This window comes from Psychromonas algarum (genome assembly GCF_004376845.1).
Taxonomy (GTDB): domain Bacteria; phylum Pseudomonadota; class Gammaproteobacteria; order Enterobacterales; family Psychromonadaceae; genus Psychromonas.
In genome coordinates this window covers 102,148-124,948 of record NZ_SNUW01000005.1, presented here as the reverse complement: position 1 = coordinate 124,948, position 22,801 = coordinate 102,148, and the positions used below count along the sequence as shown (strand labels likewise).

General features: G+C 36.5%; 23 protein-coding genes and 1 other annotated feature. Of the genes, 14 read left to right on the top strand and 9 right to left on the bottom strand.

Annotated elements, in window-relative coordinates:
- The first annotated feature begins 56 nt into the window (after positions 1-56).
- From phrB to E2R68_RS05725, 7 genes are all read left to right on the top strand, one after another.
- Positions 57-1,448 carry a deoxyribodipyrimidine photo-lyase gene (phrB, locus tag E2R68_RS05755; protein WP_134276548.1) on the top strand — a complete coding sequence of 464 codons (1,392 nt, stop codon included), beginning with the start codon at positions 57-59 and terminating at the stop codon, positions 1,446-1,448.
- Positions 1,449-1,480: 32 nt separating this feature from the next.
- Positions 1,481-1,954 carry a nuclear transport factor 2 family protein gene (locus E2R68_RS05750; RefSeq protein WP_134276547.1) on the top strand — a complete coding sequence of 158 codons (474 nt, stop codon included), beginning with the start codon at positions 1,481-1,483 and terminating at the stop codon, positions 1,952-1,954.
- A complete protein-coding gene (locus E2R68_RS05745; protein ID WP_134276546.1) occupies positions 1,954-2,673 on the top strand; it encodes an SDR family NAD(P)-dependent oxidoreductase in 720 nt (239 codons plus the stop codon). Before E2R68_RS05750 ends, E2R68_RS05745 begins: the two co-directional genes overlap by 1 nt.
- Complete coding sequence (locus E2R68_RS05740) at positions 2,673-3,941, top strand: NAD(P)/FAD-dependent oxidoreductase (protein WP_134276545.1); 1,269 nt, start codon at positions 2,673-2,675, stop codon at positions 3,939-3,941. The genes E2R68_RS05745 and E2R68_RS05740 overlap by 1 nt, the downstream gene beginning before the upstream one ends.
- 14 nt (positions 3,942-3,955) lie before the next feature.
- Positions 3,956-4,759, top strand: coding sequence for a DUF1365 domain-containing protein (locus E2R68_RS05735; protein ID WP_134276544.1), 804 nt, complete (start codon positions 3,956-3,958; stop codon positions 4,757-4,759).
- Between the two features lie 29 nt (positions 4,760-4,788).
- Positions 4,789-6,015, top strand: a complete 1,227-nt coding sequence (locus E2R68_RS05730) for an SAM-dependent methyltransferase (RefSeq protein ID WP_134276543.1) — start codon at positions 4,789-4,791, stop codon at positions 6,013-6,015.
- Positions 6,016-6,145: 130 nt separating this feature from the next.
- A complete protein-coding gene (locus E2R68_RS05725; protein ID WP_134276542.1) occupies positions 6,146-7,324 on the top strand; it encodes an alpha/beta hydrolase in 1,179 nt (392 codons plus the stop codon).
- Between the two features lie 169 nt (positions 7,325-7,493).
- Here the strand turns inward: E2R68_RS05725 and hisA are convergent, their stop codons facing one another.
- From hisA to E2R68_RS05685, 8 genes are all read right to left on the bottom strand, one after another.
- Positions 7,494-8,237: a 1-(5-phosphoribosyl)-5-[(5-phosphoribosylamino)methylideneamino]imidazole-4-carboxamide isomerase gene (gene hisA, locus E2R68_RS05720; protein ID WP_134276541.1), complete on the bottom strand. Its 744-nt coding sequence runs from the start codon at positions 8,235-8,237 to the stop codon at positions 7,494-7,496.
- Between the two features lies 1 nt (position 8,238).
- The gene (gene hisH, locus E2R68_RS05715) at positions 8,239-8,838 is read right to left on the bottom strand and encodes an imidazole glycerol phosphate synthase subunit HisH (RefSeq protein WP_134276540.1); all 600 of its coding nucleotides are present in this window, start codon (positions 8,836-8,838) and stop codon (positions 8,239-8,241) included.
- A complete protein-coding gene (hisB, locus tag E2R68_RS05710; protein WP_134276539.1) occupies positions 8,835-9,905 on the bottom strand; it encodes a bifunctional histidinol-phosphatase/imidazoleglycerol-phosphate dehydratase HisB in 1,071 nt (356 codons plus the stop codon). Before hisB ends, hisH begins: the two co-directional genes overlap by 4 nt.
- Positions 9,906-9,914: 9 nt before the next feature.
- Complete coding sequence (gene hisC, locus E2R68_RS05705; RefSeq protein ID WP_134276538.1) at positions 9,915-10,985, bottom strand: histidinol-phosphate transaminase; 1,071 nt, start codon at positions 10,983-10,985, stop codon at positions 9,915-9,917.
- A 61-nt stretch (positions 10,986-11,046) separates the two neighbouring features.
- Positions 11,047-12,339, bottom strand: a complete 1,293-nt coding sequence (gene hisD / locus E2R68_RS05700; RefSeq protein WP_134276677.1) for a histidinol dehydrogenase — start codon at positions 12,337-12,339, stop codon at positions 11,047-11,049.
- Between the two features lie 14 nt (positions 12,340-12,353).
- Positions 12,354-13,250: an ATP phosphoribosyltransferase gene (gene hisG / locus E2R68_RS05695; RefSeq protein ID WP_134276537.1), complete on the bottom strand. Its 897-nt coding sequence runs from the start codon at positions 13,248-13,250 to the stop codon at positions 12,354-12,356.
- 22 nt (positions 13,251-13,272) lie between these two features.
- Positions 13,273-13,388, bottom strand: a sequence feature (His leader region).
- Positions 13,389-13,527: 139 nt separating this feature from the next.
- Entirely contained in the window at positions 13,528-13,689 is a 162-nt protein-coding gene (locus E2R68_RS05690; protein WP_134276536.1) for a DUF2986 domain-containing protein, read from the bottom strand.
- 46 nt (positions 13,690-13,735) lie between these two features.
- Positions 13,736-14,140 (bottom strand): nitrous oxide-stimulated promoter family protein, encoded by a 405-nt coding sequence (locus tag E2R68_RS05685; RefSeq protein ID WP_243834612.1) that lies wholly within the window; start codon positions 14,138-14,140, stop codon positions 13,736-13,738.
- Between the two features lie 88 nt (positions 14,141-14,228).
- Here E2R68_RS05685 and yoaA point away from each other — a divergent pair, with 88 nt between their 5' ends.
- The 6 genes from yoaA (at position 14,229) to E2R68_RS05655 (ending at position 21,271) form a co-directional block, all read left to right on the top strand.
- A complete protein-coding gene (gene yoaA / locus E2R68_RS05680) occupies positions 14,229-16,151 on the top strand; it encodes a DNA repair helicase YoaA (RefSeq protein ID WP_134276535.1) in 1,923 nt (640 codons plus the stop codon).
- Positions 16,152-16,214: 63 nt separating this feature from the next.
- Positions 16,215-16,931 (top strand): tRNA (adenosine(37)-N6)-threonylcarbamoyltransferase complex dimerization subunit type 1 TsaB, encoded by a 717-nt coding sequence (gene tsaB, locus E2R68_RS05675; RefSeq protein WP_134276534.1) that lies wholly within the window; start codon positions 16,215-16,217, stop codon positions 16,929-16,931.
- 61 nt (positions 16,932-16,992) lie between these two features.
- Entirely contained in the window at positions 16,993-17,781 is a 789-nt protein-coding gene (locus tag E2R68_RS05670; protein WP_134276533.1) for a hypothetical protein, read from the top strand.
- Between the two features lie 183 nt (positions 17,782-17,964).
- Complete coding sequence (gene pyrD, locus E2R68_RS05665; protein WP_134276532.1) at positions 17,965-18,975, top strand: quinone-dependent dihydroorotate dehydrogenase; 1,011 nt, start codon at positions 17,965-17,967, stop codon at positions 18,973-18,975.
- A gap of 89 nt (positions 18,976-19,064) precedes the next feature.
- Positions 19,065-19,619: a cell division protein ZapC domain-containing protein gene (locus E2R68_RS05660; RefSeq protein WP_134276531.1), complete on the top strand. Its 555-nt coding sequence runs from the start codon at positions 19,065-19,067 to the stop codon at positions 19,617-19,619.
- Between the two features lie 257 nt (positions 19,620-19,876).
- The gene (locus tag E2R68_RS05655; RefSeq protein WP_134276530.1) at positions 19,877-21,271 is read left to right on the top strand and encodes a sodium-dependent transporter; all 1,395 of its coding nucleotides are present in this window, start codon (positions 19,877-19,879) and stop codon (positions 21,269-21,271) included.
- 91 nt (positions 21,272-21,362) lie between these two features.
- On the opposite strand, the gene E2R68_RS05650 is transcribed toward E2R68_RS05655, so the two are convergent.
- Positions 21,363-21,644: a peptidylprolyl isomerase gene (locus E2R68_RS05650; RefSeq protein WP_134276529.1), complete on the bottom strand. Its 282-nt coding sequence runs from the start codon at positions 21,642-21,644 to the stop codon at positions 21,363-21,365.
- A gap of 207 nt (positions 21,645-21,851) precedes the next feature.
- Here E2R68_RS05650 and htpX point away from each other — a divergent pair, with 207 nt between their 5' ends.
- Positions 21,852-22,727 carry a protease HtpX gene (gene htpX / locus E2R68_RS05645; protein WP_134276528.1) on the top strand — a complete coding sequence of 292 codons (876 nt, stop codon included), beginning with the start codon at positions 21,852-21,854 and terminating at the stop codon, positions 22,725-22,727.
- The last annotated feature ends 74 nt before the right edge of the window (positions 22,728-22,801 follow it).

Here is a 22,801-nt window from a genome sequence, read left to right as displayed (position 1 = left end):
ATTAAGCAATGCACAGTTTTAATTCTCTTTAGCTATTCATTACTTTTTAAGGAGTTATTTTGTCAAACCATCAACATTTATTGTGGTTCCGTAACGATCTAAGAACCAATGATAATCCTGCGTTACATTATTTTCTAAAACAAACTTCTCCTGAAACAAAACGTCAAGCCATTTTCTTTATTTCTGAAGCACAATGGTTAAAACATGATTGGTCAGCGATTAAAATCGATTTTATAAAACGCCATGCAAATGCATTAGTGCAAGAACTGGCCTTATCAAACGTGCAATTGTCGCTTGTTGTTGCATCACATTTTTCAGATCAAATTCATTATTTAAAAAACTATTGTACTGAGCATGATGTTAAGCAAGTCATTGCGAATAGCGAATTGGAAGTGAATGAGTGTGATAGAGATAACGCCTGTCGTGAAAACGGTATTCCATTAACCTTATTTGAAGCCGATGTGATTGTACCTAAAGGTAAGATCGTTACTAAAACAGGTGCAATGTATAAAGTATTCACTCCTTTTAAAAAAGCTTGGCTCACTTACGTTCGAGAGCATGGATTTGAGTATTTAAGTGATATTGAACAACAGCAGGGAAATATCCTTGAACGTTCGAAGCAAACTAATTCACTTTCCGCTAAATGGCCGTTAGTCACACAATACAAAGCCAAAGCATTACCTCTTTTTTATCGTCAAAAAATAACTCAATACCAAGGGCAACGTGATATTCCTTCAATAAAAGGAACCAGTGGGGTCTCTCCTTATTTAGCGGCAGGTGTTTTAAGTCCTCGTTATATATTTCAATCATTGTTAAATCGTTTTCCCGATATTTTAATCGCCAGTGATAGTGATGAATTTTGTTGGCTAAATGAGGTTATTTGGCGTGAATTTTATCGTCACCTAATGTTTGACCAACCACGTTTATGTAAACATCAATGTTTTAACGACAAATATCATGAGGTTTCATGGCCTTATGATCATCAATTGTTTACAGCCTGGTGTGAAGGCAAGACAGGTTATCCAATCGTTGATGCGGCAATGCGACAATTAAATCAAACAGGTTGGATGCATAATCGTTTAAGAATGGTTGTTGCTAGCTTTTTAACCAAACATTTATTAATTGATTGGCGTTTAGGAGAAAGGTATTTCATGCAGCATTTAATTGATGGAGATTTAGCTTCTAACAATGGTGGTTGGCAGTGGGCTTCAAGCACAGGTTGTGACGCACAACCTTACTTTAGAATATTTAATCCTATTAGACAGAGTGAAAGATTTGATCCAAATGGCGACTTCATACGTAAATATATACCAGAGCTAAAAAGAATACCGGATAAGCAAATTCATTTTCCTCATAAATACATTAAGGAAAATCGATTATCCATCTATTGGTCAGCCATTGTTGATCACAAACAAGCCAGGTTAAATGCTTTAGCGTTTTACAAATAATATTATTCTTAATAAATACGATGGTAGAGACGATGAATATTGAATTAGACAATAACAATTCACATCCTTTGAATGACACAAATAGTAAGTGGTTAAGTGAGTTTGTCTCAATCTATCAACAACTTTCAACGGATAACTTGCACTTATTGAATGTTATCTATCATCAAGATGTTGTATTCGCTGACCCAATGCATGAAGTAAAAGGATTAATTGCCTTACATTGTTACTTTGAAGGTTTATATCAGAACCTAACCAGCTGTGATTTTGTGATTGAACATGTTATCGAACAAGGTAATAGCGCGGCAATCTATTGGCAAATGACTTATCAGCACCCGAAATTAAATAAGGGAAAAGTGGTCACGGTTTATGGTAACTCTCGTCTGCTAGAGCAAGATGACAAAGTAATTTATCATCGAGATTTTCTAGATTTAGGTTCAATGCTTTATGAACAAATCCCACTATTAGGTCAATTAATTAAGTGGGTTAAAAATAGGGCGGTTAAATAATGGCTAAAACGATCTTAATTACTGGTGCGACATCGGGTATCGGACATGCATTGTTTGAGCAATATACTAAAGCTGGCGATCAGGTTATTGCCTGTGGTCGCAATAAAAAACAGCTCGATGCCTTTGCTGATATAGCGTTTAAAACCTGTTTGTTTGATATGACAGATAAAGCGCAAATAGAAGCAGCTACAGAACCGCTAACATCATTAGATATATTGGTCTTAAACGCAGGAAATTGTCGTTACATTGATAATGCCAAACACTTTGATGGCGCACTATTCGCAGATGTTATCCAAACTAATTTAGTTTCATTAGGTTGGTTATTACAATATTTACTTCCTAAAGTGAAATCTGGCGGACAAGTTGTGTTCGTGAGTTCAAGTGCAACGATTATTCCTTTTACAAGAAGTGAAGCTTATGGGGCCTCTAAAGCGGGCATGGACTATTTAGCTAATAGCTTGCGATTAGATCTAGTAAAAGAAAATATTGCTGTCACTTTGATCCATCCTGGTTTTATTAAAACCCCACTGACTGACAAAAATGATTTTGATATGCCATTTTTACTATCAAGCCAAGAAGCTGCAACACGTATTATCTCTGCCATAAAACAACGAAAAGCTTATGCGCATTTCCCTAAACGATTAACTTACCTACTTAAATTATTATCACTTCTGCCAAATGCTTGGTGGCAAAAAATTATTTTAAAGGACAATAAATAATGAAAAATATTGCAATCATAGGCTCAGGTGTTTCTGGATTAACTGCTGCGTACTTGTTGTCCAAAAAACATAAAGTTACCGTCTTCGAAAAAAATGATTATATCGGCGGTCACACGGCTACTGTTGATATTGAAAAAGCTGGAGAATCTTTTGCAATTGATACTGGTTTTATTGTTTTTAATGATAAAACCTACCCAAATTATTTAGCTTTGTTAAACGAAATTGGCATTGGTAAACAAGCTACTGAAATGAGTTTTGCTGTACATAATTGCCAAACAGGGTTGGAGTATAACGGTCATAACCTGAATACGTTATTTGCACAAAGAAGTAACTTATTTAAACCTCGCTTTTGGATGTTAGTAAAAGAGATTTTACGTTTTAATAAATTATGTAAATCAATATTTGAACAAGGTAATTATAAAGATAGTTTAACCTTGGGTGATTTTCTCAGTGAAAATAACTTTAATGCTTTTTTTGCAGAGCACTACATTCTACCAATGGGCGCTGCTATTTGGTCAAGTTCATTAACACAAATGGAAGGTTTTGAGTTTAGATTCTTTGTGCAGTTCTTCCATAACCATGGTTTATTAAATATTGCAGATCGACCGCAATGGTATGTTATCCCAAAGGGGTCACGAAGTTATTTAACTCCTTTATGTGGACCATTTAAAGAACGTATTCATTTGAATACAAAATTGAAAAGTATTGCGCGGGCGCACGGGAAAGTGACGTTAAGCTTTGAAGACAAAGATGATCAAATATTTGATGAAGTTGTGATCGCAAGTCATTCAGATCAAGCTCTCTCATTGCTTAGTGACGCCACTCAAGATGAGAGGGCTGTTTTATCGGCTATGCCATACAGTGAAAACTCAGTGGTATTGCATACGGATACCAGTCTATTACCTGATCGTAAAAGCGCATGGGCAAGTTGGAATTATCAACTTAGTTCAGATAGATCAAAAGCCGCCAGTGTTACTTACAATATGAATATCTTACAGGGGTTAACAACGGAACATACATTTTGTGTCACCCTAAATCAAAAAGAGGCCATCGCCGCAGAAAAAATATTAAGAGAATTCACTTATCACCATCCTATTTTCTCTTCTGATTCGATTAAAGCACAAAAGAAACGACACCTTATTTGTGGTTTGAATCATACCCACTTTGCAGGTGCTTATTGGCACAATGGTTTTCATGAAGATGGAGTAAGAAGTGCAGTCGAAGTAGCTGAGCGTTTCGACTGTTACCTTGATGCTTTTGCAAAATAGATAAAGGAGTGAGCATGCCATTCAGTGATAGTGCTATTTATGTCGGTAGCGTGGTGCATAAACGTTTTTATCCGAAAAAACACAGCTTTAACTCCACGTTATTTATGTTGGCGTTAGATGTCACAGAAGTTGAACAAGCGAAATCACATCATGGTGTATTTGGTTTTGCTTGGTATCACCCATTGCGGTTTGTTGAACAAGATTATTTACGAAAAAATAGTTTAATTGAAAAAGATCTCATAAAAAGTGAACCTAATTTATTGTCTCAACGTATTAAAGATAAAGTCGGTGCTTTAAAAGGCTCTACTGATATACAACGAATTATTATGTTGGCTCAAGTACGATGTTTTGGGATCTATTTTAGTCCAGTTAATTTTTATTTTTGTTATAACAAAGATAATCAATGCACACAGATGCTAGCAGAAGTGAGCAATACGCCTTGGAATGAACGACATTATTATTTAGTTGATTTGTTAGAAAGTGAACAAGCAAAAATCAGTAAAAAAGTATTTCAAGTATCGCCATTTATGAATTTAGATATGAGTTATCACTGGCATGTTAAACCGCCACAAGATAACAGCGAAAAATTGCTGGTGAAAATAGAAAACATGCGTACTGATCAATATTCAGGCGAGGTAAAAAAACTATTTGAAGCCAGTTTGATTTTAAAGAAACAGGCATTTAGCAAACGTAATCTATTCCGTATTTGGGCTCAAATCCCCATTATGACGGGTAAAATTGTGATTTGTATTTATTGGCAAGCATTAAAACTGTTTATTAAAAAAGTGCCTTTTATTGGGTATCAAAAAGCAAGTTAGTGACATTTTTAATATTTTAGGAGTATTCAATGGAAGAAATACAAAATAGCTCTGCATCGACTTCAGTCAATTGGTTTGATAAACGTTGCCGCGCCTTAGTTCACTCTGTATTTTTAAAACTTAGTTATGGTCAACTAGAAGTAGTTGAAGGCTCAGAGCATATTGTTTTTCCCATGCAGACAAATGATACTGATATCAAAGGCAAGATTCATATCCATGATATGAGTGTTTACCGTGATTTTGTAAAAGGTGGCAGTATTGGTGTTGCTGAAGCATTTATTGCTGGTAAATGGAGTAGCCCTAACTTAACCAATGTTATTCGTATTTTTGCAAAAGCACAGCAACAAACAGATACCTTGGATGCAAATAAATCATTATTAAATAAAATCAAAAATGCATTTAACCACTGGCAGAATAAAAATACACAATCAGGGTCTAAGCGAAATATCTTAGCCCATTATGATTTAGGCAATGAATTATACACACGTTTTCTAGACCCTCAGATGCAATATTCTTCAGCTATTTACCCATCAGAGACAACAACCTTAGAGTATGCACAGCTTTATAAATTACAAACTATTTGTGAAAGGTTATCACTTTCTAAAGATGACCATTTATTAGAAATCGGCACGGGTTGGGGCGGTTTAGCAATTTTTGCTGCCCAGCGTTATGGCTGTAAAGTGACAACAACTACCATTTCTGATGCTCAGTTTGCTTATACACAAGAGCGCGTGAAATCATTAGGGCTTGAAGACCAGATCACTTTATTAAAAGAAGATTATCGAGATTTAACCGGCACCTTTGATAAAGTCGTTTCAATAGAAATGATTGAAGCCGTTGGTTTTGACTTTTTACCAAGCTTCTTTAAACAATGTAACGACCGTTTAAAAGTGGGTGGAAAATTATTAATTCAATCAATTACCATTGCTGATCAACGTTTTGACCACTATAAAAATAATGTCGATTTTATCCAGCGTTATATTTTCCCCGGAGGGTTCCTACCTTCTGTTAATGTGTTGTCTAAACACTTAAAAGAAGATACACAACTGGTGATGGAAAGCTTGGACGACATCGGCTTAGATTATGCTAAAACATTAGCGGATTGGCGCAGCAACTTCTTAGCATCTTGGACGGAATTAACACAATTTGGTTATGACGAAGAGTTTAAACGTTTATGGTTATACTACTTCGCTTATTGTGAAGGCGCATTTTTAGAACGCTCTACCAGTGCAGTACATTTAGTGGCTAGAAAATAGTTTGACAGTTGGGAGCATAGTCCTTCCGTTGATTAATAGAAACCTATATCTTTTACTGTTGATATAGGTTTTTTACATTTCTACATTAAAAAAAACATTACGTGTTAGCAACGATTAAGGCTCTATTATTATGCTTTCTTTTTTTCGACAATCTTCACTTGTTGTTTTGTTTTTATTGTTGCTGTTTGCCTTTTTTAATACTGGTTGCAGCCAACGAGAATTAGAACCGAGTTACCAGCATGCTGAATCGTTACCTCGCTTTAATCAGCCAACATTTTCAGAGTATCAACAGCAGACTAAAGCGTGGTTAGTTAAATACCGTTATTTCATGACAGAAAACCACGAACAAGAATTGTCATTAGTTTTACCTAAAGAATATCAGCCAGTTAAAGCGAATGGAAAAGCGGTGTTATTAGTTCATGGTTTAGGTGATACACCTTACACTTTCACGGATGTTGCTTCTCATCTTGCAGAGCAGGGATATTTAGTCCGCACTATTTTATTACCCGGCCACGCCAGTAAAGTAGGTGATTTAATATTACCCTCTTTGGCTGATTGGCAAGGCGTGATTGATCACCATATTGATTTACTTAAACAACAAAGTAAGCACATTTGGTTAGGTGGTTATTCAACTGGCGCAAATTTAGTGATGAGCAAAGCCTTACAGGATGATCAAATAGAAGGCGTGTTACTGTTTTCACCTGCGTTTCAGCCTCGATCTTCTGCGGCACGTTGGGCTGGTTTAGCAAGACATTTTGTAACATGGGCTGATCGCGATCCTGAAGACAACCCATTACGTTACAGTTCATTACCAATGAATGCCGCTAATGTTTATTATCAAACTGTAAAAAACGTTCAAGAGGACTTAAAAGGAAAAACTTATAACAAACCTGTGTTTATGATGATGGGTGAAGGTGATCAAGTGATTGATACTGATTATGCGCTTGCAGTTTTTAATACAAGAATGAAGCACCCAAATAACCACTTAGTCTGGCTTGGTGAAGTTCTTCCAAAAGTGAATAATGTAAGTATGTTTTCTATGGATTTGCCAGAAAAACGTATCTCTAATAGCTCACACATGGGGATTCTATTTTCGCCAGAGAACAGCCATTACGGTGAAAAGGGTAGTCAACTTATTTGCGATAACGGCCAACCGTCAGCATCTAAACAAGCCTGCGAAGCGGGCGAAGAAGTTTGGTTTTCAGCATGGGGATTTGAAAAGGATGCTCGTATACATGCAAGGTTAACTTATAACCCTTATTTTGAAGAAACTATGTTGTTGATGGATCAAGTGATGGGTAAAGATTAGCTTTATCTGATGTGCTTTTTTATTATCAAGAGTCAGTTAATTAAAGAACTGACACATTTATAAATTTATATTTTATGCCATATAGGAAGTGCTAATAAAATAAATTGGGGCGAGGCTTTTAAGCCACATTAAAGAAAGGCAGGATCAATCCTGCGCCCCAATAATTTGATTAAGCTTTAGCGTTATTCCAACAGCTAATTGCTTGTTCAACGGTGAACTTGCCTTCTAACAAAGCGCGTCCAACGATCATGCCTTGTGCGCCTGAGCGTGCAACATCTGCGATATCGTCTAGAGAGCCGATACCACCTGATGCTTGCCAAGCAACACTTGGGAAAGTTTCAACCATCTCCTTGTATAGATCAACGTTTGAGCCTGTTAATGTGCCGTCTTTAGAAATATCAGTACATAACACATGTTTTAAACCAACTTTCATGTAGATTTCTAATAACGATTCAATGGTTTGGCCGCTATCTTCTTGCCAACCTGATACAGCTACAATCTTGTTACCATCTGCGTCGATATTAATATCTAGTGCTAAAACGATATGCTCAGGGCCGTATTTTTCCATCCAACCTGCAACCATTTCAGGCTCTTTAACGGCTGTTGAACCGATAACAACACGATGAGCTCCTGTATCTAACAAACCTTTAACGTCTGCTTCTGTACGCACGCCGCCACCGACTTGAACTTTAGCAGGGGTGTTTTTGATAAGACCTTCGATCACACCTAGTTGACGTTTAGTAATATCTTTTGCACCATCTAAATCAACAAGGTGTAACCAGTCTGCGCCTTGTTGGTTGTAGATAGTGTATAAGCTTTGTGGGTCATCGCTATAAACGGTTTTTTGAGCGTAATCGCCTTGGTATAAACGAACAACTTTACCATCAATCAGATCAAGTGCTGGGATAATCATATTAAAGCTCCAAAAAGTTTTTAATTAATTGCGCGCCTGCTTTGCCTGAACGCTCTGGGTGAAATTGCACCCCATAAAAATTGTCTTTGTTCACTGCTGCTGTAAATGGTGTGCCGTATTCGCAACTTGCTATTGTGTTGTCATTTACTGGTAATGCGTAACTATGAACAAAGTAAAAGTAACTGCCTGAAGGGATGTCTTTGAATAACGCTTCATCTAACTTAGGAGTTATTTGGTTCCATCCCATGTGTGGCGAGCGTAACGGTGCAACATCCATTTTTTCAACAAAACCATCAACTAAACCAAGTGTGTTAATGGTTGTTTGTTCGGCAAAACCTTCTTCACTGCCTTCTGCTAACATTTGCATGCCTAAACAGATGCCAAGAACAGGTTGTGTTAGTTTTTTAATCTCTTCAACCAGATTGCGCTCAATCAGATTTGCCATCGCTTCTTTAGCTGTACCTACACCTGGTAGAAACAATTTATCTGCTTGATGTAAAATAGCAGGATCTTTACTAACCACTACGTCATAACCTAAACGCTCAATAGAAAATCGAACTGATGATAAATTAGCGCAACCAGTATCAATTATTACGATCATAAAACACCTTTACTTGATGGTAAGTCTGTACCGATGATTTGAATGCTTTGGCGTAATGTACGACCAAATGTTTTAAACAAACCTTCAACCATGTGGTGAGCATTACCATTTTCAACTTCTAAATGAATGGTTGCACGCATCGCTTGTGCTAATGAGTAAAAGAAGTGCTCAACCATTTCTGTTGACATGGTGCCGACTAATTCACGTGGAAAATCTGCTTTAAATTTAAGGTAAGGGCGGCCCGATAAATCTAAGGTACAACTTGCTTTTGTTTCATCCATTGGTAATACAAAACCAAAACGACCAATTCCGCGTTTGTCACCTAGTGCTTTATCTAAAGCTTCGCCTAGTGCTAATGCAGTATCTTCAACGCTGTGGTGGTCATCAATATGTAGATCGCCTTTGACGTTAACGTTCATTTGGAAACCGCCATGAGTTGCGATTTGATCTAACATGTGGTCAAAGAAACCCATGCCCGTCTCAATTTTATTTTCACCCGTTGTATCTAAATCAACAAACACATTGATGTCGGTTTCTTTAGTGGTACGAGTAACAGAAGCCGTACGGCCTTTAGTGGTTAATTGCTTAACGATTTGTTTCCAACCGAGTGTTTCTTTATTGTAAAGAATACCAGTAATACCCATGTTTTCAGCTAAACCAATATCTGTTTGGCGATCACCAATAACATAAGAATTTGCGTGATCAATACGACCTGATTGCAAGTATTCTTTAACCATGCCTAAGTGTGGTTTACGGCAACTACAGTTATCAGCAGGAAAATGCGGACAAAGTAGGGTTGCTTCAAATTTAACACCTTGTGATGCGAAAATTTCCATCATTTTATTTTGTGGAATATCAAAGTCACTTTGTGGGTAGCTATCAGTACCTAAACCATCTTGGTTTGATACGATCACTAAAATAAAACCTGCATCTTGTAGTGTTAATAAGCTTGGAATAACGTATGGCTCTAACACTAATTTTTCAAGGCTATCTACTTGCTTGTCACTAATAGGCTCATCAATTAACGTTCCATCGCGATCGATGAATAGAAATTTTTGTTTACTCATTTTTGTTTCCTACAGTGAGTTTAAAGTACTGAGTGTTTTGCTCATTTCATCACTGTTACCAATGGTGATACGAACACAATTTTCTAAACGAGGTTTATTTGCAAAATCTCGCATGACAATGCCATCGTCAGCAAACGCTTGGAATACTTTTGCTGAATCTTTAAAACGAACTAATACAAAATTACCTGTGGTTGGGAATACTTCCACAACACAATCTAATTTGCTCAGTTCATTGGCTAATACTTGTCGATTATTATTTAATACTGCAACACGATCACGCATGACTTCTAAACCATCTGCTGATAATGCTTGCTCTGCAATTTGTGCAACTGGCCCTGGTACCGGATAAGGTGCAATCACTTTGCCCATCATCTCAATAACAGAAGCTTGTGCTAATGTGAAACCACAACGAATAGACGCGAGTGCAAATGCTTTCGATAGGGTTCTTGTGATCACTAGGTTTTCATGATCATTGATTAGGTCTGTTTGTGTTAGTTCAGGACAAAACTCGATATAAGCTTCATCAGCAACAATTAATGCTTTACCTTCTGTTGCCGTTAATAATTTGGCAAGTTTTTGCTTGTCTAATATATTACCCGTTGGGTTATTAGGCGCGCATAGAAAAACAATTTTGTTATGACCATTAGAAGCTAAAACGGCTGCTTCTACTGCATCATAATCCACATCAAAGTTGTCTTGTAATGCCACTTGAGCAACATCTACACCACAAGTTTCTGCGCTGATTGCATACATGCCGTAAGTAGGTGGACAGATTAAAATACTATCTATACCAGGTTCACAGAATGTTCTGATTAAAATTTCAATGCTTTCGTCAGCACCACGCGTAGTTAATACTTGTGTCGTATCAAGCTTTGCATAATTTGCATAAGCACTGATTATTTGTGGTGGTTGGAATTCTGGATAACGGTTTAATGCCGATGAATCAAGTTGATATACACTGCTATCAGGTGCTTCATTGGCATTTAACCAAACATGACCTTGGCCGCCAATACGGCGAGCTGAAAGGTAAGGTGTTAAAACTTGTACTGCTTTTCTAGCCAGCATTGTGATCTTACTCATCGATATTGTTCCCTAGCAAATACCTGAGAGCTATAAACACTCAGGCGCATATTGATTGCAGTTATTTCTGGTTTAGTTTTTCCATGCGAATAGTGACTGCTCGTTTATGTGCAGTTAACCCTTCAGCTGCCGCTAAACATGTTACTGTTGGCGCTAAATTACGTAAACCATCCTGTGTTAATTCTTGTACAGTGTAACGTTTAACAAAATCAGCTAACCCTAAACTTGAATAGGTTGTTGTGTAACCGTATGTTGGTAACACATGATTTGTTCCACTTGCATAATCACCAACAGACTCAGGTGTCCAAGCACCTAAGAAAATAGAACCAGCATTTTTTAAGTGTGGTTGTAATAAACGAGGTTGTTCAGTTTGTACAATCAAATGTTCTGGTGCATAGCGATTTGAAATAACGATAGCTTGCTCAAGATCTTTACAAACAATATTGACACTGTTTTCAATTGCTTTTTCAGCAATTTCACGACGCTCTAATAGAGCAAGTTGCTTAGTGATTTCAATCGTTGTTTGTTCAGCAATCTTGGCACATGGTGTCACTAAAATAGTTTGTGAATCATGGCCATGTTCTGCTTGAGATAATAAATCAGCAGCAATAAAAGCAGGATCTGCACTTTCATCTGCAATCACTAATACTTCCGAGGGGCCTGCTGGCATATCAATGGCTGCGCCTGCAAAATCATTACTCACTTGACGTTTTGCTTCTGTCACAAATGAATTACCAGGTCCAAATATTTTATCTACTGGTGCAATGGTTTCAGTGCCATAAGCAAGAGCCGCGATAGCTTGTGCGCCACCAACAGAATATATCTCGCTTACGCCACACAGTGATGCCGCATAGAGTATTTCATCTGCAAGTGGTGGAGGTGAACATAATACTAAACGAGAACAACCTGCGATTTGTGCCGGAGCACCAGTCATGATCACAGTTGATGGCAATGGGGCGCTTCCACCGGGAATATACAAGCCTACTGATTCAATGGCTTGAGTATGCATTTCACATACAACACCTGGCATAGTTTCAACACGGATCACATCTTGTTTTTGTGCTTCATGAAATGTCACAACATGTTCGTAAGCAGTTTTGATTGCGTCTTTTATTTCACTACTAAGACGTGCTGTTGCGTTATCAATATCTGTTTGCGTTAAGGTAAAATTATCCGTTGGTAATTTATCAAAACGTTTAGTGTATTCGACTAATGCCTGATCACCACGTTGACGTATATTAGAAATAATATCTGCAACAGTAGTGCTCAAACCTGATGAATCTGCCATTGCAGGGCGAGCAAGTAATTGAACTTGCTGCTCTGATGTTAATTGTTCCCAGTTGACTGTTTGCATTGCCATGATTTGGACTACTCCATCATTTTTTCAATTGGTAATACAAGAATTGAACTTGCACCTAATGCTTTTAATTGTTCCATTGTTACCCAGAAAAGATTCTCTTTGCTCACTACGTGTAATGCAACGTGATCTTCACTTCCTGCCAGTTCCATTACAGTAGGTAGATCGGAACCTGGTAATAAATCAGTGATAGCAGCTAAGTTTGCTTTTGGTGCATTTAGCATGATGTATTTTGATTCTTTTGCTGTTTGCACACCGTCGATACGAGTCAGTAGACGATCAACAAGGTCTTGTTTACTTTCACTTAATGCTTCTTCGCGTTGCATTAATACAGCTGTTGAACGATAAATCACTTCAACTTCTTTTAGGCCATTTGCTTCAAGTGTTGCGCCTGTTGATACTAAGTCACAAATCGCATCCGCTAAACCAGCACGCGGAGCAACTTCAACAGAACCCGTTAACATACAAGATGTGTAAGGAACATTTGCTTCTTCCATGAAACGTTTAAGAATATGAATATAAGTTGTTGCAATACGCATATTTGCTAACGATTGAACACCTTGATAATCAAAATCGTTATCGACTGCAAGTGAAAAACGACAACCGCCAAATGCTAACTCTTTTACTACTTTATGCGCAGTAGGTACTTTAGCAGCCTTACGCATCATACCTTCTTCTTCAAGTACATTTTGACCAATAAAACCTAGATCAACAACACCATCCATTACTAAACCTGGGATATCGTCATCGCGGACACGCAGAATATCAATCGGCATGTTCTCACTATGTGCGATAAGGCGTTGTGTATTTAAATTTACTTTTACACCACATGCTTTTAATAATTTAACAGTGTCGTCACTTAAACGACCTTTTTTCTGTATTGCGATTCTTAAACGTTGTTCTGACATAGTAAATTTCCTTGCATTTAAAACTAAAAAACCCTCGGGAGGTTTACTTCCGAGGGTTTATATTTGGGTAACCACTGGAAGCACATAAAAACTCTTCCAAGAAAAATCCTGAAAGATTAAGTAATATGATGGTGATGTGCTTTCAGATGTGTATTTTTCATAATGATTAAAACTCTTTAATTTGATTGAGGCTAAGATTACCAACCTCAACACAAAATGTGAAACTATTTTTCTACATATATAAGACTAAATTAGAATAAATATGCAAGAAGTCTGATTATTCACTCGCTATAGCATCATTGCTAAGGGCTTGTTCTGTTTCTAATTTTGCTCTTTCAGCTTTAGAGATATATTTTGTTTTATTTACTGGTGCGACTTTTGCGTTTATTTTCTTTAAACGTTTTTTCAAAATACTATTAATTTTCTTTTTACGATTCATATTTACCCCTTTTGTCTAGCCCATCATGATACTGCAAACTCAATCATTATTTAAGCTTTTTACGTAGATGATAATTTGAAATGCCATCAGGTATTGTGTCAGGAAATTTATTTCTCGCTTTTATTAAATGGCGTATCGCTAAGATAGGGTGCTTTAAGAGCATTTTAGGACCCGCGTAACGCATGATCACTTGAGCTTGTTTTCTACGTTCTGGTTTATAACAATGAATAGGGCATTCTTTACAGGCCGGTTTATGTTCTCCATAAACACATCGGTCTAATTTTTGATGAGCATGTGTCACTAATGCGGCACATTCTTCGCATTGCTGACTTGGTTTTGAACCATGGTGTGCCTGACAATATAGTTCAGTCATAGCACTAATTGTTTTCAATTCAATAGCCAAATTACCGGTTAGTAACATTTTTTTATGGGTTTTATCTTGTCTGCTCATATTATTGCTTTTGTTTTAAACCTTGTTCAGCCTGAAGTAATTAACGTAGAATATTATATATATTATCTAACAGTAGAGCTTAACTATTTTGATTGCGTCATTTTTTTCTTCTACAGGCGAGCTCGCTAATCTTATTCCCCATTTTAGAGGCCGAGACTCTCAAGTCAAAATGGCTGAATCTGTTGATCTGACTATCAAACAAAAAACAACATTAGTTGTTGAAGCAGAAACAGGTACAGGTAAAACCTTTGCTTATTTAGCGCCTGCATTACTTAATCTTGATAAAAGTCTTGCGCAAAAACTTATTATTTCTACGGGTAGTAAAGCATTACAGGAACAACTTTATCTTAAAGATCTCCCTCTATTACTCAAGGCAACTAATTTTACTGGGCACTGCACTTTATTAAAAGGTCGTAGTAACTATTTATGTATTGAACGTTTAAATCGATACATGCTAGAAACGCGTTTTAAACAGCCTAATTTACATAGTGAATTAGTAGCTATTAAGGATTGGTCCGTTAGCACACAAACAGGAGATATTGCTGAAGTCGATGATCTACCTGAAGATGCTATGATCATTCCATCAATTACCAGTAGTAATGATAATTGCTTGGGTAAAGAATGCCCTAGTTATGAAGACTGTTTTGTTATAAAAGCGAGAAATAAAGCAATGGATGCCGATGTGATTGTGATTAATCATCATCTATTTTTTGCCGATCTTGCCGTTAAAGAAACAGGTTTTGGAAAGCTCATTCCTGAGGCCGACACTTATATTTTTGATGAAGCCCATCAGCTACCTGATATTGCCAGCCAGTATTTTGGTGAAACATTATCAAGTAAACAATTGACTGAATTAGCTAAAGAAATTGATTTTGTCTATCGAACAGAATTAAAAGAAGCTAAACAGATGGCAAAAGCGGCGGAACAACTTCGTGCAGCGTCATTGGATTTTAGATTAGCCTTTGCTATGGAAAAAGGCTCAGGCAGTTGGCGAGATAAAAGTAAAGATCGCGCGATGCAAATGCATGTTAATCGATTACGTCAAGTGCTTACTTTTTTAAAGCAAGTGATTACTGAACGCTTAGGAAAAAGTGAGGTCTTAGATCATTGTTTTGAAAAAATTAACCAATATAGTTTGTTATTTGAGCGTCTCAATAACACTCAGGAAAGTGGCTTTAGTTATTGGTATGAATGCACAAAACAGCACTTTTCACTCAATATTACGCCATTAAGTGTGGCAACGCGATTTCAAACGGAGTGTCAAAAGAAACAAGCAAGCTGGGTTTTTACCTCAGCAACGTTATCGGTTAAAGGTGAGTTTAGGCATTTCACCCAATTACTTGGATTAACCGGCGCAAACTGCTTACAACTTAATAGTCCCTTTGATTACGCCACACAAAGTTTATTTGTTGTGCCTCGACTATTACCAGAACCAGGAACACCTGGCTTAGCAGTTAAATTAGTGGAAGCATTGTCTCCTGTTATTCGGGCAAGTAAAGGGCGATGTTTTTTTCTCTGTACAAGTCATTCAATGATGAACCAATTAGCCCAAGCTTTTCGAGAATCGCTTACTTTACCGGTTTTATTACAAGGCGAAAAAAGTAAACAAGCTTTATTAGATGAGTTTATTAATCATGGTAATGCTTTGTTGGTTGCAACAGGTAGTTTTTGGGAAGGTGTTGATGTTAGAGGACAAACTTTATCCTGCGTGATCATCGACAAAATTCCTTTTGCTTCGCCAGAAGAGCCACTATTAAAAGCGCGAATGGAAGATGCAGAATTAAAAGGCGGCGATCCCTTTTTTGATGTGCAATTACCACAGGCGGTGATCACTTTAAAACAGGGCGTGGGGCGATTAATTCGAGCGGAACAGGATAAAGGTGTGCTGATTGTGTGTGATACACGGTTAGTGAGTCGTAAATATGGCAATCTTTTTCTGAATAGTTTACCTTGCATGCCACGTACGAGAGACCTCGATAAAGCTATCGATTTTTTAAATTTGATCCAATAGAGTATCCAGTACTTAATTTCAAAACGAGCTTAATTTTTCTATAACATTTTTAATAGGCCATTTATGTCATCTTCATTAAATATTCTGTGTATTGATTCTTCAACTGAAGCATGTTCAGTTGCTGTGTTAACCAAGCAAGCTGAACTTCACCAACGTTTTATGCTTGCACCAAGAGAACATACACAGAAAATATTACCTACGGTAGACGATGTGATTAAAGAAGCACAACTTAACTTATCTGATATTGACGTGATCGCTTATGGCCAAGGGCCTGGCAGTTTTACTGGTGTTCGTATTGGGATCAGCATTGCTCAAGGGTTAGCTTTTGGTTTAGAAAAAAAGATGGTAGGTATTTCAACGTTACAAGCGATGGCACAACAAGCTTTTACAGAAACAAAATGTGAAAGTGTTTATGCAGCAATAGATGCTCGTATGGGAGAAGTTTATTTTGCTCATTATTTGTATCTTGATGGTGTTATGCAATTGCAAAATAAAGAAATTGTTATACAACCTGATAGCTTGATTGAAGTGTTTAAAACTCAATCACAAAACATGATAGAGAATAGCCTCTTAGTTGGTACGGGTTGGTCTGCCTACCCACAATTATTAAGCTTTTTTGAAATCGCGAAAATCACAGAAATTTTATATCCAGATGCCGCTTACATGTTTGATGAAGCGATTAAATTGATTTCTGAAGGTGCTGCGGTTGAACCTGAATTAGCTACCCCTGTTTATTTACGTGATACTGTGACTTGGAAAAAATTACCAGGTCGAGAGTAATATTTTTGAATATCATCATTACAGATTCATTTTATTTTTCTTCGATTATTTAGGTTTTATTATGCTGCGTTACCTATTATTTGTTATTTGTTTTGTTATGCCACTTAAAATAAGCGCACAACCTTATCCAATTAAATTATCTGAAGCACAAACACAGGTGCTTGCTAAATTAGTGTGGGCAAATGAAGGTGCTGGTCGTGTTGAAAACCTAACGGTTTGGAACAAGAATGAAAATTTCCCTTCATTAGGAATAGGCCATTTTATTTGGTACCCAACAGAAAAGAAAGGGCCTTATATTGAGCAATTTCCGGCTTTGCTTAGTTATTTACAAGAGAATAAAGTCATTATCCCGGCATGGTTAACTACAAATGAAATAGCGCCATGGAAAACAAGAGATGACTTTTATAAAGCGTTTGATGATCAACAGTTAACAGAATTAAGAGAGTTAATGCATAACACTGTTGGATTACAAGCTAGATTTATCATTAAGCGCTTAGAAACTGGGATCCCTGCGATTTTAAAAGCGAGTAGTGAACAAGAAAAAGTTAAAATAACGCAGCACCTTGCTGATCTCACTGCCACACCAGAAGGTATTTTTATTTTGTTAGATTATATCAATTTCAAAGGCGAAGGGATTTCAGATAAAGAACAATACCAAGGTTATGGTTGGGGTTTAAAACAAGTGTTGTTAGCTATGCCAGACAAATCAAATAATGTATTGCTTAGTTTTGCTTTATCAGCAGATGAAATGTTAACCAGACGCGTTAAAAATGCACCAAGAGATGAATTTAATTGGTTAAGAGGTTGGCGAGTCCGAGTTTACAAATACCCAACATTAAAAATTCAATAAATAGAAAGCAATGCTTAGATCTTAGGTGAACCGTAAGGTAGTTAATTTTTATTAAAAAAAAGGCTGAATTATATGTCTATTTTCAAGCTTTTATTGTTTTTGCAGTATTGATTTTTATACTTTTTAGATACAATGATAAAAATATTTTATCACCCCAAATTTCATTATTAATAAGGTCCTATTATGTTATATCGAATTATGCGTAGCTTTTTATTCAAGTTCAATCCTGAAAAAGCGCATGAGCTTTCAATTAAACAGTTAAAACTGACACACGGTACAGTATTGGATCTTTTTTATCGTCAAAAAGTACAACAACGTCCAGTTGAAGTAATGGGATTAACATTTCCTAACTCTGTTGGTTTAGCCGCAGGTTTAGATAAAGATGCTGATTGTATTGATGCATTTGGTGCAATGGGATTTGGTCATATTGAAGTAGGTACTATTACACCGGTCGCTCAACCTGGTAATGCGTCACCACGTTTATTCCGAGTATTAGAAGCTGAAGGTATTATCAATCGAATGGGCTTTAACAACCACGGTGTTGACAACCTGATTGAAAACGTGAAAAAGAGTAATTATAAAGGTGTTATTGGTATTAATATCGGTAAAAACATTAATACGCCCGTTGAACAAGGTAAAGAAGACTACCTTATCTGTATGGATAAAGTTTATCAGCATGCAGGTTACATCGCAGTGAATATCTCTTCACCAAACACACCGGGATTACGTACTTTACAATATGGTGAAGCATTAGATGATTTATTAGAATCACTAAAAACTCGTCAACAAGCATTAGCTAAAAAGCATGGAAAATATGTACCTATTGCATTAAAAGTTGCACCTGATTTAAGTGATGAAGAAATTGAGTCAATTGCACAATCAATATTGAAATACAAAATAGATGGCTTGATTGCAACAAATACAACTTTGGATCGTGAAATGATTAAAGGTATGTCTCATGCAGCTGAAGCTGGCGGTTTAAGTGGCCGTCCTTTACAAAGCAAAAGCACTGCTGTTATTGCTAAATTTGCTGGACACCTTAAAGGTGAAATCCCAATCATTGGAGTAGGTGGAATTGATAGTGTTATTTCAGCAAAAGAAAAAATAGAAGCAGGTGCTTCATTAGTACAAATTTATTCTGGTTTTATTTACCAAGGACCACCATTAGTGAAAGATATTGTTAATAATATTTAAACGTTAACAGTAATAAATAATCAAGATTGATAAACAGCAACTAAACTAAGTATTAAGGATGATTTAAAGTGTTTCAGCAGGAGGTTACGATGGATTTTATGCCAAAAGCAGAATGGCAATGGGTATATGATCAACAGCAGGGAAAATTATCTGTTGTTGATCGCGATCGTACTTTTCCACTTGTTTATCAATCTAATATGTTACGTCTACGTGAAAGCCAGAAATTATCATTTACTTTAGAAGATGTAACTCGATATATTGAGTTATTTGAAAGTCCTTCATTAAGCCATTTTGAAGAGTCTTTACGTTGTAAAATAATATTGCATCTTATTGCCATTGATAGCTTCCATAAACCAATTATGCCTAAAAGTTGGTTATTTAAAAGTGTGGAACAACCTGAGTCAAACTATGCCAATGGAGAGTTGATCACTTTAACGACTTCGGGTGTACCTCAGTCAGCTAAATATATGGTTTTAGAGCAACAAGATAATTTTTGTTTATGTATGTTGTTTGATGAGCAACATTTATTTCCTAACAACAAAGTATTTAAACAATTCCAAATAATTAAAGTGACAACAGATAAATTAAAACGTTGTTTAGCCCCACAATCACAAGAATGGGTTTCTTTTCAAAACGCAGGTTAAGCAATATTTATTGTTAGCTTGTTCTCAATTTTTTCTACTTTCTAAGTGTGATCTCGCACTTGAGTCAATATTTCAATGTGAATGTATATGCACTTTCTGTGTGTATATTTGCATATAAATTCATTTTATGTGCCTTGTAATTCAAATATATACTTTAATTATATTTAATTGTGTTTTTTCATTAACAAGTAGCTACTTGTAATTGATATTCGTTATGGATATAAAGAGTTATATTTTAATAATCAATAGGCTTTTAAATGAGTACTGATACACATGTTTCAAATCGATGGTCGAGTCGATATGCATATATCTTAGCTGCAACGGGTGCGGCTGTTGGTCTTGGTAATATTTGGAAATTTCCATATATCATGGGGGAGAATGGCGGCGGAGCATTCGTTTTAGTATATTTATTATGTATTTTATTCATTGGTATTCCAGTGATGATGGCTGAAGTAGTTATCGGTAAACGTGGCCGTTCAACACCTGCTAATGCTGTAGCACATTGTGCAACAGAATCTGGTAAGTCTTCACATTGGTCAATTATTGGTTCAATGGGCGTATTATCTGGCTTCCTTATCTTAAGTTTTTACGTAGTTATTGCAGGTTGGGCTGCAGCTTATGTATTTTTTGCTGGTACGGGTGAATTCAGTGCTGCAGCCGCAAATCCAGTCACTCATACAGAAGCAATTCAATCACTGTTTGTTGGGTTAATAACTAACGTTAATCAACTACTTATTTGGACAACATTAATTGTTGCTGCGGTTATCTTTGTTATATCTAAAGGCGTTAAAGGCGGTCTAGAAACAGCTGTAACTTACTTAATGCCTGCATTATTAGTATTGCTTGTTGGTATCATGCTTTACTCTGCAGTGGTTGGTGATTTTGCTGCAGCATTCTCTTTCATGTTTGATGTTGATTTTTCTAAATTAACTATTGAAGGGGTATTGGTTGCTTTAGGTCATGCATTCTTCACCTTAAGTTTAGCGTCAGGCATCATGATGATGTACGGTGCTTACTTACCTAAAGGTGTTTCAATCGCTAAAACTTCTATCATGATCGCGATTGCAGATACGGTTGTTGCATTAATTGCCGGCCTCGCTATTTACCCAATTGTATTTGCAAGCGGATTAGAAGCAACAGCGGGTCCTGGTTTATTATTCCAATCGTTATCAATTGCATTTGGTAATATGCCATTTGGTGATTTGGTTGGTACATTATTCTTTATCATGATTGTATTTGCAGCATTCACATCTGCGATTGCATTACTCGAAGCATCAGCTGCTTACCTAGTTGAGCGCCAAGGTTTTTCTCGTGTTAAAGCTGCCGTTACATCTGGTTTGGGTGTGTGGTTATTATCTTTATTAACTATATTCTCATTCGCTGGTGCAGAGTGGACTAAGCTATCATTCGGCATGGGTGGAGATATCTTTGAATTCTTAGATTACATTACGGCGAATGTCATGTTGCCACTAGGTGGTCTATTAATTTCAATCTTTGTTGGTTGGATAATGAAGAAAGAGATGGTTAAAGAAGATCTTAACTTAGCTGAATGGCAGTTTAATGCAGTGTTGCTTCTATTACGTTGGGTTGCTCCAATTGCAATAATCTTCGTATTTGCAAACTCAATTGGTTTATTAAAATTACTTAACTAGTTAATATATTTAAACCATAAAAAAACCGCTTCAATTGAAGCGGTTTTTTTGTTTTAAGCTGCAAAATAATTTGCTGTTTTTACGATTGCGATTAATCGTTACGTTTAGTTACTTCTAATAAATGGTAACCAAACTGAGTTTTAACTGGACCTTGTACTACGCCAACAGGTGCACTAAATACTACTTTATCAAATTCAGGAACCATCATACCTGGTCCAAATTCACCTAAATCACCGCCTTGTGCGCCAGATGGGCATGAAGAGTGTTGTTTTGCGATTGAAGCAAAATCTGAACCTGCTTCGATTTCATTTTTTAATGTATTACATTGATCTTCTGAGCTAACTAAAATATGACGAGCTTGAGCTAAAGCCATGATAATTCCTTAAGTAATAAAAAGTACACCGATTGTAACGACAGAATATCAAGGGTGCAAATCATATACTGCCTTGTAGTTTGGCAAGTAATATAAAGTCATTTGAAGTAATCAAACTTTATGTTTATTTTTTCTTTATTATTTACTTGCATATAAAGAATAAAGTCATATTATGTCTCCGTGTTATTTATATGAATTGAGGTCAACATGAAACGTATCGCATTATTTTTATTAACTAACTTAGCTGTCGTCTTGGTCTTAGGTATTGTGTTGAGTATTGTATTCTCAGTCACAGGCATGAACTCAAGAAGTATTGGTGGCTTATTAACATTAGCAATTGTATTTGGTTTTGGTGGTTCACTTATTTCATTAGCTATGTCTAAGTGGATGGCTAAAAGAAGTACCGGTGCAGTAGTAATAGAAAATCCTAGCAATGCAACGGAACGCTGGTTACTAGAAACGGTTGCAGTACAGGCTAAAAAAGCAGGCATCAGCATGCCTGAAGTAGCGATTTATCATTCGCAAGATATTAATGCTTTTGCAACGGGTATGAAGAAGAATAGTGCATTAGTAGCGGTAAGCTCGGGGTTATTAAACCAAATGACACAAGATGAAGCTGAAGCGGTATTAGCACATGAAGTAAGTCATATTGCTAACGGTGATATGGTTACCTTGGCGCTGATCCAAGGTGTTGTTAATACCTTTGTTATTTTTCTTGCTCGTGTAATTGGTGGATTTATCGATAACGCAATGCGAGGTAATAACGATCAAAACTCTGGTCATGGTTTCTCTTATTTCATCATCGTGTTTATCTTAGAAATGGTGTTTGGTATTTTAGCGAGCACAATTGTGATGTATTACTCGCGTCAACGTGAATTCCGAGCGGATTCTGGTTCTGCTTCATTAGTAGGTAAACAGAAAATGATTGCTGCATTACAACGTTTACAAACAGCATCTGAGCCTAAATTAGAAGGCAGTTTAATGGCATTTGGTATTGCAGGTGAAAAGAAAAGCAGTTTGTTTATGTCGCATCCACCTCTAGAAGTGCGTATTGAAGCATTAAAAAATAGTCAAATGATGTAAATTTTTTGTGCTAAATCCCACTTAACCCTCATTAATTTAAAAAAATAGCACCTATATAGTAGGGTGCTATTTTT

Coding starts and splice junctions, on each gene's coding strand:
- E2R68_RS05685 (WP_243834612.1), bottom strand. CDS start 14,140: ATGAGCAGACAAGATAAAACCCATAAAAAAATGTTACTAACCGGTAAT.
- E2R68_RS05690 (WP_134276536.1), bottom strand. CDS start 13,689: ATGAATCGTAAAAAGAAAATTAATAGTATTTTGAAAAAACGTTTAAAG.
- E2R68_RS05660 (WP_134276531.1), top strand. CDS start 19,065: ATGGATTTTATGCCAAAAGCAGAATGGCAATGGGTATATGATCAACAG.
- htpX (WP_134276528.1), top strand. CDS start 21,852: ATGAAACGTATCGCATTATTTTTATTAACTAACTTAGCTGTCGTCTTG.
- E2R68_RS05670 (WP_134276533.1), top strand. CDS start 16,993: ATGCTGCGTTACCTATTATTTGTTATTTGTTTTGTTATGCCACTTAAA.
- tsaB (WP_134276534.1), top strand. CDS start 16,215: ATGTCATCTTCATTAAATATTCTGTGTATTGATTCTTCAACTGAAGCA.
- E2R68_RS05740 (WP_134276545.1), top strand. CDS start 2,673: ATGAAAAATATTGCAATCATAGGCTCAGGTGTTTCTGGATTAACTGCT.
- E2R68_RS05750 (WP_134276547.1), top strand. CDS start 1,481: ATGAATATTGAATTAGACAATAACAATTCACATCCTTTGAATGACACA.
- hisH (WP_134276540.1), bottom strand. CDS start 8,838: ATGATCGTAATAATTGATACTGGTTGCGCTAATTTATCATCAGTTCGA.
- hisG (WP_134276537.1), bottom strand. CDS start 13,250: ATGTCAGAACAACGTTTAAGAATCGCAATACAGAAAAAAGGTCGTTTA.
- E2R68_RS05725 (WP_134276542.1), top strand. CDS start 6,146: ATGCTTTCTTTTTTTCGACAATCTTCACTTGTTGTTTTGTTTTTATTG.
- pyrD (WP_134276532.1), top strand. CDS start 17,965: ATGTTATATCGAATTATGCGTAGCTTTTTATTCAAGTTCAATCCTGAA.
- E2R68_RS05650 (WP_134276529.1), bottom strand. CDS start 21,644: ATGGCTTTAGCTCAAGCTCGTCATATTTTAGTTAGCTCAGAAGATCAA.
- hisD (WP_134276677.1), bottom strand. CDS start 12,339: ATGCAAACAGTCAACTGGGAACAATTAACATCAGAGCAGCAAGTTCAA.
- E2R68_RS05745 (WP_134276546.1), top strand. CDS start 1,954: ATGGCTAAAACGATCTTAATTACTGGTGCGACATCGGGTATCGGACAT.
- E2R68_RS05655 (WP_134276530.1), top strand. CDS start 19,877: ATGAGTACTGATACACATGTTTCAAATCGATGGTCGAGTCGATATGCA.
- hisB (WP_134276539.1), bottom strand. CDS start 9,905: ATGAGTAAACAAAAATTTCTATTCATCGATCGCGATGGAACGTTAATT.
- hisA (WP_134276541.1), bottom strand. CDS start 8,237: ATGATTATCCCAGCACTTGATCTGATTGATGGTAAAGTTGTTCGTTTA.
- E2R68_RS05735 (WP_134276544.1), top strand. CDS start 3,956: ATGCCATTCAGTGATAGTGCTATTTATGTCGGTAGCGTGGTGCATAAA.
- E2R68_RS05730 (WP_134276543.1), top strand. CDS start 4,789: ATGGAAGAAATACAAAATAGCTCTGCATCGACTTCAGTCAATTGGTTT.
- hisC (WP_134276538.1), bottom strand. CDS start 10,985: ATGAGTAAGATCACAATGCTGGCTAGAAAAGCAGTACAAGTTTTAACA.